Raw genomic sequence first — 18,047 nt, forward strand, 5'->3', positions numbered from 1 at the left:
CGGCGGCTTCGCCGTGCTGGTCGCGGCGACGGCGATCGGCCTGCTCACCGCCCCCGTGCTGGGCCACATCATCGACCTGGTCAGCCGGTCGAGCCCGGCGGCCGCGATCACCGAGCCCGTCACCTGGCTGGCGGCCATCGCGGTAGGGCACGGCGTGGCCACCGCGATCGGCGTCTCGCTGATCGCCAAGCTCGGCGAGGGCATGCTGTCCACGCTGCGCGAACGCTTCGTGGACAGGGCCCTGCGCCTGCCGCTCGACCAGCTGGAGCGGGCCGGCTCCGGTGACCTGACCTCCCGCGTCACCGGCGACGTCTCGGTGATCACCAACGCGGTGCGCGACGCCCTCCCCGCCCTCGCCCGCTCGGTGCTGACGATCGGGCTCACGCTGGTGGGCCTGGCCGTCCTCGACTGGAGGTTCCTGCTGGTCGCGCTGCTGGCCGCGCCGATCCAGATCCACACGCTGCGCTGGTACGCCGGGCGCGCCGTCCCGCTGTACGCCGCGCAGCGCGTGGCCGTCGGCGCCCAGCAGCAGCAACTGCTCGGCACGGTCGGCGGGGCCTCGACCGTGCGGGCGTTCGGGCTCGGGGACGAGCACGTGGGCCTGGTCGCGACCAGGTCGTCGGCGGCGGTGGACCTCGTGCTGCGCGGCGCCAGGCTGGTGACCAGGTTCTACGCCAGGCTCAACCTCGCCGAGTTCGTCGGCCTGTCGGCGGTGCTGGTGACCGGGTTCCTGCTGGTGCGGGGCGGCGGCGTGAGCATCGGCACGGCAGGCGCCGCCGCCCTCTACTTCCACAGCCTGTTCACCCCGATCAACATCGCGCTCGGGCTGGTCGACGACGCCCAGGCCGCGGGCGCGGGCCTGGCGAGGCTGGTCGGCGTGGTCGGCGCCGCAGCCGAGCCCGCTCGCGCGCTGGCCTCGGGGGCGGCGGCCGAGGTCGGCGTCCGGGGCGTCGGCTACTCCTACAGGAGCGGCCATCCCGTGCTGCGCGAGGTGGACCTCGACCTCGCGGCGAAGGAGCGGGTCGCGCTGGTCGGCGCGAGCGGCGCGGGCAAGACCACGCTGGCCAAGCTCATCGCGGGCATCCACCCGCCGGACAGCGGCTCGATCACCGTGGACGGCCCTGCCCGCTCGGTCGCCCTGGTCACGCAGGAGGTGCACGTGTTCGCCGGCCCGCTGGCCGAGGACCTCAGGCTGGCCAGGCCGGAGGCGAGCGACGGCGAACTGGCCGAGGCGCTCGACCGGGTGGGGGCGCTGGGCTGGGCGCGGGCGCTGCCCGACGGCCTCGCCACCGTCGTGGGGGACAGCGGGCACCGGCTGACGGCCGCGCAGGCCCAGCAACTCGCGCTGGCCAGGCTCGTGCTGGCCGATCCTCCCGTCGTCGTGCTCGACGAGGCCACGGCGGAGGCGGGCAGCGCGGGGGCGAGGGCCCTGGAGGCGTCGGCGGCCGCCGCGATCGAGGGCAGGACCGCTCTCGTCGTCGCGCACCGGCTCACCCAGGCCGCCTCCGCCGACCGCGTCGTGCTGCTCGACCAGGGGCGGGTCGCCGAGACCGGCACGCACGACGAGCTCGTGCGCGCCGGAGGGCGCTACGCGGCGCTGTGGGCGGCCTGGTCGGGCCACCGCGCGCCCTAGTCAGCCCGCGGCCCCGCCCGCGCCCATGGCCTCCACCAGGCTGCGGGGCCGCAGGTCGGTCCAGTTCCGCTCCACGTACTCCAGGCAGGCGTCGCGGGCCTCCTCGCCGAACACGGCCTGCCACCCCGCGGGCACCTCGGCGAAGGACGGCCAGAGCGAGTGCTGGCCCTCGTCGTTGACCAGCACCAGGAAGCGGCCCTCGGGGTCGTCGAACGGGTTGGTGCTCATGCGTCTCTCCTTGTCTCGGTCGTCAGGATGCGGACCAGGTCGTCCGCGAGGGACTGGATCGTGGACCTGTCGAACAGGCGGGTCGCGTACTCCAGCAGGCACACCACGGGGGCGTGGCCGCGCGGCTCGAAATAGCTGAGCGTCAGGTCGGCGAGCAGCGCCCCCGTCGGGATCTGCTCGAAGACCAGCCCGCCGAGATCGGCCTGCTCGTGGTGGACCAGCATCACCTGCGGGGCGGACAGGCCGAGGGCCTTCGCCACCCTGTCGAAGGCGACGTCCTGCCGGTCGAGCGCGGCCAGGTCGGTCTCGCGCACCCGGGCGAGCAGCTCGCGGAAGCCCGGCTCGCCGGAGGTGTCGGTACGCAGGACGACGGTGTTGAAGAAGCACCCCACCAGGTCGGAGAGGTCCTCCTCCGTGCGCCCCGCGACCAGGGAGGCGATCGGGAGATCGGTCCCCGCGCCCCTGGCGGTCAGCAGCGCGGCCAGCGCCGCGTGCAGCACCATGAACCTGCTCACGCCGGTCTCGGCGGCCAGCCTGTCGACGCCCGCCTGCAGCTCCTCGTCGAAGGCGACCCGCAGGAAGTCACCCCGCCGAGGCGCGCCGTCCGTGCGCGCGGCGCCGTTCGAGCCCGCCCTGTCGTACGGCAGCGCCAGTTCGCGCGGCAGGCCGCTCAGCGCTCGCCGCCAGTAGGCCAGCTGTCCGCCGTCGTCCGTCTCGTGCGCCCATCGCGTGTAGTCGGCGTAGCCGACGGGCAGCGGCTCCCAGGCGGGGGCGAGTCCCTCCGTCCTGGCCTGGTAGGCGGTGGCGAAGTCGCGCAGCAGCGGCACCACGGACCACTCGTCCACGCCGAGGTAGTGCATCGTCAGCAGCAGCGCGCTGCCGCCCGAGGGGTCGGTGAGCAGCCTGGCACGCAGCGGTGGGCGGCCCTCCAGGTCGGCGGGCTCGGCCGCCAGCGTGTGGAGCGCCTCGTCGAGGTCGTCCACCCCGACGAGCTCCAGCCACTGGGCGGCGGGCTCCTGCACGAGCCGTCCGTCTCTCATCGCCAGGGCCGTACGAAGGGGCTCGTGGCGGGCGGCGACGTCGGCCAGCGCCGCCGAGGCCGCACCTTGGACGGGGGAGCGGAGCGCGAAGGCCATGTCGTAGGGGCGGCCCTCGCCATGCCTGGTCCACTGCCACTCCTGGGCGGGCGCGGCGGGCAGCGCTCGCCGCCGCAACACCCGCCGCCCGCCGACGCTCCCCGCGCCCTCGCCCGCCTCTTCCCCGGTGCGAACGCCTTCGTCCAGGCTCTCGCGGGCGTCCGCCGCGAGCCTGTCCGCCAGCGCGGCGACGGTCGGGGCGTCGAAGACGGCCCTGAGCGCGAGGTGGGTGTCGAACCGGGTCCGGATCCTGCCGATCAGCCGCATCGCGGACATGGAGTGGCCGCCGAGCTCGAAGAAGTTGTCATGGACGCCCACCTCGGGCAGGCCGAGCACCTCCGCGAACAGCTCCGCCAGCACCCGCTGCCCGCCGGTGCTCGGACGGGAACTGCCTGCGAGCGCCGACCAGTCGGGCGAGGGCAGCGCCGCGCGGTCCAGCTTGCCGTTGGGCGTGAGCGGCAGCGGCCCTTCGAGCACCACCACGACGGACGGGACCATCGCGGCAGGCAGCAGCCTCGCCACGTGCGCGCGCACCTGCGAGGGATCGAGCGCGCCCCGCGCCTGCGAGGAGCCCGCCGGTACGGCGTAGCCGACCAGCCGGGGCTCGGGGGCGCCGGTGTCGACGACGACGGCCGCATGGGCGACCGAGGGGTGCCTGGTCATGGCCGCCGCGACCTCCCCTGGCTCGATCCTGAAGCCGCGGATCTTCACCTGGTCGTCGGCCCTGCCGAGGAAGTCGAGCGAGCCGTCGGCCCTCCACCTGGCCCTGTCGCCGGTGCGGTACATCCTGCTGCCGGGCGGGCCGAACGGGCAGGCCACGAAGCGCTCGGCGGTCAGCGCCGCACGCCCGAGGTAGCCGCGCGCCAGGCCGTCCCCCGCGATGTACAGCTCGCCCCCCACGCCTGGCGGCACGGGACGCAGGCGATCGTCGAGCACGTAGGCGCGCGTGTTGGGATCGGGCACCCCGATCGGCACCGCGCCCGTCCAGCCGGGACGGGCCTCCCAGAGCGTCGAGTTCACCGTCGCCTCGGTCAGCCCGTAGGCCGCCATGAGGCGCAGCCTTCCGGCCCACCGCTCGATCACGCCCGGCGGCACGGTCTCGGTGCCGACCAGCACCGTGCAGCCCTCGGGGAGCGAGCAGCCCTCGGGCAGCGCAGCCACCAGCGAGGGCGGCAGGATGGCGTGGGTGATCCGCTGCCGGGTCATGAAGTCGGTCAGCTCCCTGCCGGGCACCCTCGCCTCGTCAGGGACGAGCACCAGCGTGCCGCCGTGGCACAGCGCCATGCACAGCTCGAAGACGGTCACGTCGAACCCGATCGAGGCGAAATGCAGCACCCTGCTGTCAGGGGTGAGCCCCATCCTGTCGACGGCGGTGGCGAGCAGGCTGGCGAGCCCTTGGTGCGGAACGACCACCCCCTTGGGCCGTCCCGTCGAGCCCGAGGTGTAGATGACGTACGCGGCCTGGTCCCGCGCCACGGCCGGACGGACAGGGGCGGGTCCGCCGGGAAGGCGGCCGGGGTCGAGCAGCAGCACGTCGAGCCCGTCGATCGGGGCGGCGGCGACCACCACCCGCGCGCCCGAGTCGGCGACCATGTAGGCCAGCCGGTCGGCGGGGTGGGCCAGGTCGAGCGGGAGGAAGGCGGCGCCCAGCTTGGTCGCGGCGATCATCGTCGCGACGCTCTCCACCGAGCGCGGCAGCGCCACCCCGACCACGCTCTCGGCGCGCACACCGTGCTCGGCGAGCAACAAGGACACCCGGTCCGACAGCGCGTCCAGCTCCGCGTAGGTGAGCGACCGCACGGCGTCAGCCGCCGCCTGGCCGCCCCCGGTGACCGCAGGGGAGTGGTCCACGATCGCGACGGCGTCGGGGCGCTCGGCGACCATCCGCCCGAACAGCGCGGGAAGGCTCTCCTCGGTCACCGGGCGGTCGGTCCCGTTGAAACCGGTGAGGACGCGCTCGCGCTCTCCCTCGACGAGCACCTCGACCGAGCCGACGGGGCGTGAGGGATCGGCGGCGACCTCGGCGACCAGCGCCGCCAGCCGCTCGCCCAGCGACGCGATGGTGGAGCGGTCGAACAGCTCGGTGCGGTACTCGATCACGCAGGTGAGGCCCTCGCCCTCCACGAAGGAGAACACGAGGTCGAACTTGGCGGTCGTCACCTCGAAGGGGTGCGGGAGCACCTCGAGGCCCTCCAGCCCGAAGTCGTCGCCCGCCCTGTTGCGGTAGCCGACCATGACCTGGAACAGCGGGTTGCGGTCGAGGGAGCGCACCGGGTTGAGCTCCTCGACGACCGCCTCGAACGGCACGTCCTGGTGGGAGTAGGCGGCCAGGTCCAGCTCCCTGACCTGGTCGAGGAGCTCGGCGAAGCTCGGCTCGCCCGACAGGTCGGCGCGCAGCACGAGCGTGTTGACGAAGAAGCCCACCAGGTCGTCCATGGCCTCGTCGGTCCTGCCCGAGATCGGCGCGCCGAGCGGGAGGTCGTCGCCCGCGCCCATGCGGTGCAGCAGCGCCGCGACGGCCGCGTGGCACACCATGAACATGCTCGCCCCCGCCCGCTGCGCCAGCGCCCTCAGCCGCCCGCAGGCCTCGGGGTCGAGCTCGACCGCCAGCTGTGCGCCCGCCGGGCTCGGCCTGGCCTGATGGGGACGGTCGACGGGCAGGTCGAGCCGTTCGGGCGCGCCGCGCAGCGTCTGCCCCCAGTAGGCGAGCTGTCGCGCGGCCAGGCTCTCAGGGTCGGTCCTGTCGCCGAGCGACTCCCGCTGCCAGAGCGTGTAGTCGACGTACTGCACGGGCAGCGGCTCCCACGAAGGAGCCCGCCCCTCACGGCGGGCGGCGTAGGCGGTGGACAGGTCGCGGAGGAACGGGCCGTCCGACCACTCGTCCGTGGTGATGTGGTGCAGCAGCAGCGCCACCACGTGCTCGTGAGGCCCGAGCCTGACGACGCCCGCCCGCAACGGCGGCTCGGCGGCCAGGTCGAAGGGGCGCTCGAGGAAGCTCTCCAGCGGGCCTTCGACCAGCTCCAGCGCGGGACGCGCCCGCTCGGCGGGCAGCACGCGCTGGAAGGGACGGCCCTCCCGCTCGACGACGAGGGTGCGCAGCGCCTCGTGGCGGGCCGACAGGTCGGCCAGCGCCGCGCCGAGCGCCTCCAGGTCGAGCTCTCCGCGCAGCCGCATCACCAGCGGGAAGTTGTAGAGCGCGGAGGCGCCCTCCAGCTGCTCGATCAGCCAGAGCCGCTGCTGGGCGAACGACAGCGGAGGCTCGTCGGGGCGCGTCGAGGCGGGTGTCAGCGCCGGCCGCCGCCGCGCGACCGTGACCCTTGCCGCCAGCTCGGCGACGGTGGGCGCCTCGAACAGGTCGCGGATCGCCAGCTCGGTGCCGAGCGCGGCGCGAGCCCTGCTGACCAGGCGGGTGGCCAGCAGGGAGTGGCCGCCCAGATCGAAGAAGTCGTCGTCGACGCCGACGTGCTCCACGCCGAGCAGGTCGGCGAACAGCTCGCACAGGACGCGCTCGCGCGCCGAGCCCGGCGGTCGGGCCGCGCCGCCGCCGGTGACGGCGGGCCTGGGCAGCGCCCGCACGTCCAGCTTCCCGTTGACCGTGAGGGGGAGCCTGCCGACCGCGACGAGCGCGGCGGGCACCATGTAACCGGGCAGCCTGGCCTTCAGCGAGAGCCGCAGCGCCGCGAGGTCGGCCGCCTCCTCGTGGAGCACGACGTAGCCGAGCAGCCGGTGGCCGCCGTCGGCGACGACCGCCGCGTGGGAGACCTCGGGGTGCTCCTCCAGCGCCGCCGCGACCTCGCCCGGCTCGACCCGGTGTCCGCGGATCTTCACCTGGTCGTCGGTGCGGCCGAGGAAGTCGAGGTTGCCGTCGGGGCGCAGCCGTACGAGGTCGCCTGTGCGGTACATCAGGGAGCCCGGCCGCGTGCCGTACGGGTCGGCGACGAAGCTCGCGGCCGTCAGGCCGGGACGGCGGTGGTAGCCGCGCGCCAGCCCCGCCCCGCTGATGTACAGCTCGCCAGGGGTGCCAGGCGGCACCTGGCGCAGCGCGCGGTCCAGGACGTACACGCGGGTGTTCCAGATCGGCCGCCCGACGGTGGGCGTCGGGCTGTCGTGCGTGGAGGCGCCCAACGTGTTGATCGTGTACTCGGTCGGCCCGTAGAGGTTGTAGCCGAAGGTGCCCTGCGTGTCGCGCAGGGCCGTCCAGACGGTCTCGGCGACCGCCTCGCCGCCGAGCAGCACCAGCGCGGGCCTGTGCCCCTCGAGCAGGCCCTCCTCGATGAGGTGGTGGGCGTAGGTGGGCGTCACGTTGACGACGTCGACGCGCTCCCTGTCGCAGTAGGCGACCAGGGCCTCGGCGTCGCGGCGCAGGTTCTCGTCACAGATGTGCACCTCGTGCCCCTCGACCAGCCACAGCAGCTCCTCCCACGACATGTCGAAGGCGAAGGAGACCGTGTGCGCCACCCGCAGCCGCCTGCCGCCCGCGGCCGCGATCGTCGGCTCGAAGATGGCCTCGCGATGGTTGAACTGCATGTTCGTCAGCCCGCGGTACGGCGTGACCACCCCCTTGGGCCGCCCTGTCGATCCCGAGGTGTAGATCACGTACGCCGGATGGTCGAGCCGGTGCGGCAGGCCGCGCGCGAAGCGGGGCCGCTCGTCGTCGGCAGGCTCGCAGGAGGGCAGGGCCGCGAGCCTGCGCGCGGTCGCCTGATCGTCGAGCACCACCCGCGGCACCCCCGTCTCCGGCAGCGCGACGGCGCTCGTGGTCACCACGCACACGGGCGAGGTGTCGCCGATCATGAACTCCAGCCGCTCTGCCGGGTACTCCAGGTCCAGCGGCAGGTAGGCGGCGCCCGTCTGGAGCACCGCGAACAGCGCGACGACCATGTCGGCCGAGCGCGGCAGCGCCAGGGCGACCACCTGCTCCGGCGCGGCGCCGTGCTCCAGCAGCAGCCTGGCCAGCCGGTTGATCCTGGCGCCGAGCTCGGCGTAGGTCAGGCTGCCCTCGCGCGAGACCAGCGCCACCTCGCCGGGCGTGCGCGCCGCCTGCTCGGCGAGCAGTTCGGCCACGGTCGCGGGAGGCAGCGGCCGGGACGAGTCCGCTCGCGAGCGTTCACCGTCCAGGAGCAGGTCGAGCCCGCCGACCCGGTCGTGCGGGCTCGCGATCAGGCGCTCCAGCACGGTCGTGAAGCGCTCCAGCGTTCTGTGGGCCTCGTCCCTGCCGATCACGTCGGGCCGGTACGACAGCGTCACCCGCAGCCTGGCGCCCTGGGTCACCACGAGGGTGAGCGGGTAGTGGGTGGCGTCCACCCCCGACACGCCCACGATGCCGTTGCGGTCGGTGAACGCGGCCATCCGCTCCTCACCGCCCGCGTCGCGCAGGACGAAGAGGGTGTCGAAGAGCCTGCGGTGACCGCTGTGCCGCTGCAGCTCACCCAGGCCCAGATGCTCGTACGGCATCAGCGCCACCCGCTCGTCCTGCACCCGCCGCAGCAGGCCGAGCACCGGCTCCCGGGGGTCGAAGGCGACACGCACCGGGACGGTGTTGAGGAACACCCCGATGATGTCCTCCACGCCGGGCACCTCGGCCGGACGGCCCGCCACGGCCGCGCCGAAGACGACGTCGTCCCTGCCCACCGCGGCGGACAGCACCAGGGCCCACGCGGTGTTGAGCAGCGTGTTGAGGGTCAGTCCGCGTTCGCGGGCGGTGGCGCGCAGCAGGTCGCACAGCTCTGCGGGCAGCACGACGTCGAGGTTCACCGCGATCGCCGGGCTCAGGCCGTCGTCGGCCGGCCGTACCAGGGTCGGTTCGGCCAGGCCCGACAGCGCCTCGCCCCACGCCGCCAGCGCCGCCTGGGGCGGCTGGTCGGCCAGCCACGCGAGATAGTCGAGGTAGGAGCCCGAGGCCACGGCACCCGCTGTGCCGGGCAGGCCGCTCCGTTCGTCCGGGCTCGCCTGGCCGGCGAGGCGACTCGGCCGGTCGGGGCTCGCGGTGTCGGCGAGGCCGTCGAACAGCTGCTCCAGCACCAGCCAGGCCGACCAGCCGTCCCACAGGATCAGGTGGTGGGTGAGCACCACGCGGTCACGGCCGCCCAGACGGATCAGCAGCAGCCGCATCAGTGGCGCCTCGGTGAGGTCGAAGCGGCGCGTCCTGTCCTCGGCCAGCAGCGCGGCCACCGCCTCCTCCTGCTCGGCGGGCGGCAGCCCCGACAGATCGGCCTCGCGCAGCGGCGGCTCCACCTCCGCGCGGATGACCTGCACCGGACGCGACAACCCCTCCGCGGTGAAGGCGGCGCGCAGGCTCGCGTGGCGGGCCAGCAGCGCCGCGCACGACGCGCGCAGCCTGCCGGCGTCGAGCGGCCTGTCGAAGTCGAAGACGTCCTGCGAGGTGTAGACGTCGACCGCGCCCGCGTCGTAGCTGGAGTGGAAGAAGATCCCCTCCTGGAGCGGCGAGAGCGGCCAGACGTCCTCGACGGCGACGTCGCCGGCCGCGCGCACCAGCTCCATCTCCTCCTCGCCCATGCCCAGCAGGTCAGGCCGGGCCCGCTCCTCTCCCACCTCGCGCGCGCCCTCCGCCAGCGCCGACGGTGTACTGCGGGCGAAGACGTCGCGCGGGCTGACCGCGAGCCCCGCAGCGCGGGCGCGGCCCGAGACGGCGATCGCGGCGATGCTGTCGCCGCCGAGGGTGAAGAAGTCGTCGTCCGCCCCCGCCTCGACGCCGAGGACCTCGGTGAAGATCTCGCAGAACAGCCGCTCACGCGCGGTGCCAGGTGCGCGCACCTGACGGGGGAGCGCGTCGGGGACGGGCAGCGCCGCGCGGTCGACCTTGCCGTTGGGCGTCAGCGGCAGCCGCTCCAGCACGACGACCGCGCTCGGCACCATCGGCGCCGGCAGCACCGCGGCCAGCGCGGCTCGCAGCTCGCCGCCGTCGGCTGCCGTCCCTGCCTCCGGCACGGCGTAGCCCACCAGCCTGGTGGCGCCGCCGTGCTCGCGGGCCACGACCACGGCCTCGGCGACGCCCCGCAGCTGCGCGAGCCTGGCCTCGACCTCGCCGAGCTCGACGCGGTTGCCGTGGATCTTCACCTGGTGGTCGGTCCTGCCGACGAAGTCGAGCGCCCCGTCCGCGCGCCGCCTCACGAGGTCGCCTGTGCGGTACATGCGCGTGCCCGGCGGGCCGTACGGGTCGGCGACGAACCTCTCGCCCGTCAGCGCGGCTCGCCCGTGATAGCCGAGGGCGAGCTGGTCTCCCGCGATGTAGAGCTCGCCCTGGTGCGCGGGGCGCAGGCAGACGTCGAGGACGTACAGCCTGGTGTTCCACACGGGGCCGCCGATCGGCACGGTCGCACCAGCGACCCGGGCGGCGTCGAGAGTCAGGGAGGTGGGCTGCGCGGAGCCGTCCTGCCAGGTGACCTGGACGGTGGCCTCCGTCGGTCCGTAGCAGTTGTCCACGGGCACGCCGGTCAGCTCACGCCAGCGGCGGGCGAGGTCGGCGTCCAGCGCCTCGGCCCCGCCGAAGACCCTGCGCAGGCTCGCGGCCCACGTGGGGTCGGCGGTGACCTCCTCCGTGCCGAGGAACGCCCTCACCATCGAGGGGACGATGTCGAGCACGCTGACCCGCTGCTCCCTGATGAGGGTCGCCAGGTAGGCGGGGTCGAGGTGCCCGCCCGGCTCGGCGAGCACCACGGCCGCGCCCGAGCACAGCGGCCAGAAGATCTGCCAGACCGAGGCGTCGAAGCCGGCCGAGGCCTGCTGGAGCATGCGGTCGGAGGCGTCCATGGCGAACTCGCCCTGCGCCCACGCCAGGTGGCTCACGATCGCCCGATGCGTGACGGCCACGCCCTTGGGCCTGCCGGTCGAGCCCGAGGTGTAGATGAGGTAGGCGGGGTCGTCTGGCGAAGCGGCCGGCAGAGCGCCGCCGCCCGCCCCGCCGGAGGCCACCTCCTCCACGGGGACGCTCTCCTCCACGGTGATGCGGGTCACGCCGTCCGGCGGGGTGAGGTCCCGGCCGCCGACGACGAGGCGGGCGCCGCTGTCGGCGAGCATGAAGGCCAGGCGCTCGGCCGGGTGGCCGGGGTCGAGAGGGACGTAGGCCGCGCCCGCCTTGAGCACGCCCAGCAGCGCGACGACCAGCTCGGCCGAGCGGGGCAGCGCCACCGCGACGAACGAGCCGGAACCCGCGCCGCGGGCGGCCAGCCGCCGGGCCAGCCTCTCGGCCCTGCGATCCAGCTCAGCGTAGGAGAGCTCGGCGTAGGACAGCTCTGTGTAGGAGAGCTCGGCGTTCGCGAGCTCAGAGCGTGAGCGCTCGGCGTCCGAGAGCTCGGCGGAGGAGATCAGAGCCGTCGCCCCGGGGGTGCGGGCGGCCTGGGCGGCGAAGGCGCCGGCCAGCGTCGCCGGTGGAACCTCCCGGACCGCGCCCACGAGCGGCGCGCCCTCCGGGTCCGCCAGATCGATCCGCCCGACAGGAAGCCCGGGGTCGGCGACCATCGCCTCCAGCAGGCGTCGCAGCCCCTCGGCGACCCTGAGCGCGGCCTCCGCTCCGATGGTGTGGTCGAGCCTGAACTCCACCCGCTCTCCCGGCACGACCGTGAGCGAGAGCGGGTAGTGCGAGCCGTCCCGCACCTCGACGCCCGCGATGCCCTGGATATCCCCCTCGACGGGGTAGTTCTCCACCGCCACCAGGGTGTCGAACAGGCCGGTGAACCCGGCCAGCCGCTGGATCTCGGCCAGTCCGAGGTGCTGGTGGTCGAACAGGTCGGCCTGCTCGTCCTGGAGCCGTGCCAGCAGCTCGGCCGGACGGTCGCCCGGACGCCACGCCAGCCGTACGGGAACGGTGTTGACCAGCAGGCCGACCATCGACTCGACGCCCTCCACGTCGGCCTGCCTGCCCGAGACCGTGGAGCCGAAGACCACGTCATGGCTGCCGGTGAGGCGGCCGAGCAGCAGCCCCCACGCGCCCTGCGCGACCGTGCCGAGCGTCAGCCCCCGCGACCGCGCCCACGGGAGCAGGCCGCCGACCTCGAAGCGCACCTGCCCTCCAGGCCCCTCCGGCAGGGCCGGCCGCGTCGGCCCTTCGAGCCTGTACAGCGCTCGCCGCCAGGCCTCGCACGCCGCCTCCCTGTCGCGTCCGAGCAGCCAGGTGAAGTAGTCGCGGTACGGCGTGACGCGAGCCCGGTGATCGCCCAGCAGCTCCCGCAGCATGATCGGCACCGACCAGCCGTCCGCGACCAGGTGATGCAGCGTCAGGACGAGCGTCGAGCCGCCGACCAGCGCCGCCCTGAGCAGCGGCGGCTCGGCCGGGTCGAACGGCCGCGCCAGCTCCTGCGCGGCGACGCTCTCCACGTCCTGGTCGTGGACCTCCCGCCAGGGGACGGGCGCGTCGCGCACGACGAACTGCGTGACCCTGCCGTCGTCGCGGCGCAGGAACCCGGCGCGCAGCGGCGCGTGCCGTTCCACCAGGCGGCGCAGCGCGGCGCGCAGAGCGCCCGCGTCGGCGGGGCCCGCCAGCTCGATGACCTGCTGGACGGTGTAGACGCCGGGGTCGGACAGCGAGTGGAAGTACAGCCCCTGCTGCAGGGGCGTGGCGGGCAGGACGTCCTCGAGCTCGGGGCCGAGCGCGTCGATCTCCTCCTGGGACAGCGCGACCATGGGGAAGTCGGAGGGCGTGTGCCCCCCGGCGCCTGGCTCGCCCGCGTGGACGGCGAGCGCGCCCAGCGCCTCCAGCCAGCCCTGGGCCAGGTCGGCGACGTCGGCGTCGGCGAGCACCCCGCCGGGCCACGACCATGTGGCGCTCAGCTCGGGCCCCTCCGCGCCGTCGCGGACGAGGGCGTTGATCTCCAGCTGGTGGGAGAGCGGCATGCCGGGGTCCCTCCCTGCGGTCAGCGGCTCGGCGTCGTCGGCGGGCGCCCAGTCCGCGCCTTCGCCGGACCTGAAGCGGCCCAGGTAGTTGAACAGGATCGAGCCGGCGGGCAGGCCGGGGGCGGGTACGGCCCGCAGGCGCTCCTTGACCCGCTTGATCGCGCCGCCCGTCGCGGAAGCGTCGCCCAGCTCGAGAGGGTCGAGCACGACGGGGGAGATCGTGGTGAACCAGCCGATCGTGCGGGTGAGGTCGCCGTCGCCGTCGCGGCCGTGGCCTTCGAGGTCGACCTGGACGGGGTCGCGCCGTCCGCGCGAGAGGGCGTGGGCGAGCGCGGTGAGCAGCACGTCGTCGACGGTGCCGTGGTAGCGGGCGGGCAGCTCGGCCAGCAGCGGCGCGGTCCGCGCGACGGGCAGGCAGACCGTCAGCGAGCGCTCGCTCGCCGCGGTGTCGATCGAGGCGTCCAACGCCCGCAGCCCGAACGGCTCCCACCCTGAACCGGCGCCCGGATCCCCCGCGGCGGTGGGCCCCACCGCGTCGCCGGAGGCAGGATCACTCTCCCTCAGACGGGACCAGCGGGTGAACGAGGTGGCGACAGGGGGGAGCTCGACGCGGGCGCCGTCCGACAGCGCGCGGGCCGCCTGGGCGAGGTCGTCCAGCAGGATGCGCCATGAGACGCCGTCCACGACCAGGTGGTGGACCACCAGGACGAGCCGCCGCTCCGCCTCCAGCCACGCCGCCCTCAGCATCACCCCCGCGCGGGGATCCAGCTGCGCCACCGCCCGCGTCCGATGCGCGGCGACCGTCCCCGATCCCGCGCGGGAGAGCACGTCGCCCGCGCGCACCGAACCGGGCGGAGGCACCTCCAGCTCCCAGCCTTCGTCGCTTCCCAGCAGCCGCGCGCGGAGCATCCCGTGATGGTCGAGGACGGCCTGCAGCGCCCCCACGAGCACCTCGGGGTCCAGCTCGCCCGGCAGGCGCACCACCACCGACTGGTGGAAGCCGTCGATCGGCCCGCCCCGCCGCCTCAGCGCGGCGACGATCGGGGTCTCCGCCGCGAGGCCGACCCCGGGGTCGTGGGCGGGCGCGGCGGACGTCTCCGTCCTGCCCCTGGCCAGCGCCGCGACCGTCCTGTGCAGGAAGACCTCGCGAGGGGTGACGGCCAGGCCCTCCCTCCTGGCCCTGTTCACCAGCTGGATCGCGACGATGCTGTCGCCGCCGAGCTCGAAGAAGCTGTCGTGGACGCCCACCGACTCCAGGCCGAGCACCTCGGCGAAGACCCGGGCGAGCGTGCGCTCGGCGGGGGTGGAGGGGGCGGCGCCGCCCACCGGCGCGGTCCAGGAGGGATCGGGCAGCGCGCGCCTGTCGAGCTTGCCGTTCGGGGTGAGCGGCAGCGGGCCGTCCATCACCACGATCGCGCTCGGCACCATGTGCTCGGGCAGCGCGCTCGCCGCGCGCCCGCGCAGCCGTCCCGCGTCGAGGTCGCCCGAGCCTGTCACGTAGCCGACCAGCCGCTTGGCGCCGCGGTGGTCCTCGAGGGCGACGACCGCGGCCTGGGCGACGGAGGGGTCGGCCATCAGGACGCTCTCGACCTCGCCCGGCTCGATCCGGTGACCGCGGATCTTGAGCTGGCCGTCCTCACGGCCGAGGAAGTCGATGTTCCCGTCGGGGCGCAGGCGCGCCCTGTCCCCGGTGCGGTACATGCGCTCGCCCGGCGCGCCGAAAGGGTCGGGGACGAACCGCTCGGCGGTCAGCCCTGGCCTGCCGAGGTAGCCCCTGGCCAGCCCGCGGCCCCCCACGTACAGCTCGCCCGTGACGCCCGGCGCCACGGGGCGCAGCGCGGAGTCGAGGATGTGACAGCGGGTGCCCGGGTCGGGCAGGCCGATCGGCACCGGGCCCCGCCAGCCCTTCTCCGCCTGCCAGAGCGTGGAGTTGACGCTCGCCTCCGTCAGGCCGTAGGCGACCACGACGCGAAGCCGCTCCGCCCACCTGGCCACCAGCTCGGACGGCACGGTCTCGGTGCCCACGACGAGCACCGCCCCCTCGGGCAGCTCGCACTCGGCGGGCAGCGCGGCCACCAGCGAGGGCGGCAGGATCATGTGGGTGACGCGGTGCTCGGCGAGGTAGCCGGTCAGCTCCACCCCCGCCACCCGCCTTTCGGCGGGCACCACGACGAGCGTGCCGCCGACGCACAGCGACATGATGAGGTCCCAGACGGCGACGTCGAAGCCCGCGGAGGCGAACTGCGCGACCCTGCTGGTGTCGTCGACGCCCAGGCGTCCGGTGGCGGTGGCGATGAGCGCGCCGACGCCGTCGTGGGTGACCACCACACCCTTCGGACGGCCGGTCGAGCCGGAGGTGTAGATCACGTACGCGGCACGGTCCCCGCCCGCGTCGGGCAGGTCCGGCGCGGGTTCGGGGCCGAGCTCGTCCATCAGGAGGCGGGGCAGCGGCAGCTCCTCGGCGTGGCCGGCCACGGAGACCACCAGGCGCGCCCGCGCGTCCCGCACCATGAAGGTCAGCCGGTCGGCCGGATGGTCGGGGTCGAGAGGCAGGTAGGCGGCGCCCGCCTTCATGACGCCGAGCAGCGCCACGACCAGGTCGGCCGAGCGCGGCACGGCCACCGCGACGACGTCCTCGACGCCGATCCCCCTGGCTCGCAGCAGGTGCGCGAGCGCGTTGGCCCTGCCGTTCAGCTCGGCGTAGGTGAGCCGCTCGCTCTCGCACACGACCGCGACCTTGCCGGGGGTGCGCTCCGCCTGCCGTTCGAAGGCGGAGGTCCACGAGAGCTCGGGCAGGTCGGGCAGCGGGGCGAGCGGCGGGGCGGTGGACAGCTCGATGCGGCCGAGCGGCAGGTCGGGCCGCTCGGCCATCGCCTCCAGCACGAGCAGCAGGCGCCGTTCGTGCTCGGCGAGCTCCTCCTGGCCGCAGACCGACGCGTCCGCGTCGAGGTCGATGCGCAACCCGTGTCCTGCGGGCCTGTCGTAGACCGCCACCGACAGGTCGCTGACAGGTCCGAGCGACAGGTAGTGGATGGCGGCGGCGCTCTCGCCGAATCTGATGCCCTCGTGGAAGGGCATGACGTTCACCGTGGGCCCGATGAGCGAGCGCAGCCCCTCGGGGTGGCCGAGCTCCCTCGCCAGGTCCTCGCCCCGGTAGCGGGCGTGCGCGGCCAGCCGTCCTACCTCGTCAGCCACCGCCGCGACCAACTCGGCCGCGGTGGTGGCCTGGCGCACGGCCAGCCGTAGCGGCAGGACGTTGGACATCAGCGCGGGGGAGTCCTCGCCCCTTCGCCTGGCCGTCACGGGGAGCCCGAGCACGATGTCGCGCTCGCCGCTCGACCGGTGCAGGTAGGCGCCGACGGCGGCGACGGCCAGGCGCGACAGGCGGGTGCCCATGGCGGCGGCGGCCTCGCGCAGCAGGTCGGAACGCTCCACCGAGAGCTCGACGGTCCTGCGCACGACGTCGCGCGCGGGGACGGGCGGGCACTCGACCAGCCTGGCGGGTTCGTCGGGCATGCCCTTGAGCCGGCCGTGCCAGAAGTCGCGGTCGGCCGCGTGCTCGGCGGAGGCGCGGTACGCGGTGTCCGCCGCGACGAGCCCCTCCAGCGACCAGTCGCCTGCCGATTCCTTCGCCCCGCCGTACAGCTCGGCGGCGCGCTGGATGATCCGCAGGATGCCGAAGCCGTCGGTGACCAGGTGGTGGTAGCGCTGGTACCACCACAGCCTGCCGTCGTCGAGTTGTAGCAGCGCGTGCCCGTACAGCGGGCCTGTGGCGAGGTCGGCGACGGTCGCCATGTCGGCTGCCATCCACGCGCGGGCCCGCGCCTCGGTCAGCTCGAGCACAGGAGGCGACCAGCCGGCGGGCGGGGGCGCGGGCATCTGGGCGGGGCCGCCCCCGCGCTCGGCGACGACCACGTGCAGGCTCTCGGCCTCCTCGACGGCCCGCCGCACCGCCGCCGCCAGGACGGAGGCGTCGGCGGGCGGTTCGGCGGGCAGTTCGACGTAGCAGCCGATGGTGTAGGCCGGGCTGTCCGGCTCGAACTGCTGGGCCAGCCAGATGCCCGTCTGGGCCCCGGTCAGCGGAAGGACGGACATCTGGCAGCCTTTCGGTGGGTCACTTCTTGAGCAGCGGGACGACCTGGTCGATGGCGTACGGGATGCTGAGCACGGTGTTGAAGGACAGCGCCGCGCCGATGGGCGGGTCCTGGTAGGTCAGGAAGAGGTCGCGGCTCTCCTTGGCGACCTTCAGCTGCTTGTAGACGCTGTCGTTCTTGATCCGCTCCCACGGCTGCTTGCCGGTGGTGAGCCAGACGAGGCGGTCCACCTCGAGCAGGTCCATGCGCTCGGAGCCGAATTCGACGCCGTTGAGCTTGCCGGCCTCCTTGGTGATGCCGTCGGGGACGGTGAAGCCCAGCTCGGCCAGGAACGCCGACTTGGGGTCGCCCTTCTGGAAGGCGAAGTACTGGCCTGCCTTGAAGCTGTCGGCGGCGACCGCGGTCAGCCCCTTCCACTGCGGGTTGGCGGCGCGGGCCTGGGCGAACCTGTCCTTGATGCCGGTGATGAGCTGCTCGGCCCTCGGCTCCTCGCCCAGCGCGCGCCCCGCCAGCAGCGTCATCTCCTGCCACGGAGCGGCGTAGGGGTCGTAGCCCTTCGGCTGCGCGACCACGGGAGCGATCTTCGACAGCTGGTCGTACTGCTCCTTCTGGATGCCCGAGTACATCGCGAAGATCAGGTCGGGCTTGAGCGCGAGGAGCTTCTCCATCTTGACGCCGTCCTCGCGCAGTCCGAGCACGGTCGGCTCGGCGCCGCCCCACACGCCCGTGGTCCATGGCCAGTCGGTGAACGGGGTGCGCTGGAACCAGTCGACCACGCCGATAGGCTTGAACCCGAGCGCCAGGACGGGTTCGTGGTCGCTGAGGCCGATGGTGACGATGCGCTCGGGTCGCTTGGCGATCTCGGTCGTGCCGTGCAGATGCTCGACCTTCACAGGGAAGGCCGCGGCCGGGGCCGAGCCCGAGGCGGCGGGGGCGGGCGTCGCGGCCGTACCGGCGGGGGTCTGGCCGCCGCAGGCCGTGACGACGGCGAGCGCCAGGACGGCGAGCACCATCGACAATCGTGTGGACATGGTTCCCTCTTCTTGATCTGAGTACTAAGGTAAGCCTTACCTATCTTGACCCCCGTGAAAAGCCTTGTATGTCAGG

General features: G+C 74.3%; 4 protein-coding genes. 1 reads left to right on the forward strand and 3 read right to left on the reverse strand.

Annotated elements, in window-relative coordinates:
• Positions 1–13 precede the first annotated feature (13 nt).
• Complete coding sequence (locus ABFX55_RS01040; protein WP_346116696.1) at positions 14–1,633, forward strand: ABC transporter ATP-binding protein; 1,620 nt, start codon at positions 14–16, stop codon at positions 1,631–1,633.
• Here ABFX55_RS01040 and ABFX55_RS01045 read toward each other — a convergent pair whose 3' ends face one another.
• The 3 genes from ABFX55_RS01045 to ABFX55_RS01055 are packed head-to-tail and all read right to left on the reverse strand — an operon-like array spanning position 1,634 to position 17,971.
• Positions 1,634–1,861: an MbtH family protein gene (locus tag ABFX55_RS01045; protein WP_346116698.1), complete on the reverse strand. Its 228-nt coding sequence runs from the start codon at positions 1,859–1,861 to the stop codon at positions 1,634–1,636.
• Positions 1,858–16,941, reverse strand: a complete 15,084-nt coding sequence (locus ABFX55_RS01050; RefSeq protein WP_346116699.1) for an amino acid adenylation domain-containing protein — start codon at positions 16,939–16,941, stop codon at positions 1,858–1,860. Before ABFX55_RS01050 ends, ABFX55_RS01045 begins: the two co-directional genes overlap by 4 nt.
• Positions 16,942–16,960: 19 nt before the next feature.
• A complete protein-coding gene (locus tag ABFX55_RS01055) occupies positions 16,961–17,971 on the reverse strand; it encodes an iron-siderophore ABC transporter substrate-binding protein (protein WP_346116701.1) in 1,011 nt (336 codons plus the stop codon).
• Positions 17,972–18,047: the final 76 nt, after the last annotated feature.

Origin of the sequence: Nonomuraea roseola, assembly GCF_039535395.1 — a bacterium.
GTDB classification, from domain to species: domain Bacteria; phylum Actinomycetota; class Actinomycetes; order Streptosporangiales; family Streptosporangiaceae; genus Nonomuraea; species Nonomuraea roseola.

Bases quoted from the DNA above. Each gene is read 5' to 3' on its own strand.
- ABFX55_RS01055 (WP_346116701.1), bottom strand. From the start codon at position 17,971: ATGTCCACACGATTGTCGATGGTGCTCGCCGTCCTGGCGCTCGCCGTC.
- ABFX55_RS01045 (WP_346116698.1), bottom strand. From the start codon at position 1,861: ATGAGCACCAACCCGTTCGACGACCCCGAGGGCCGCTTCCTGGTGCTG.
- ABFX55_RS01050 (WP_346116699.1), bottom strand. From the start codon at position 16,941: ATGTCCGTCCTTCCGCTGACCGGGGCCCAGACGGGCATCTGGCTGGCC.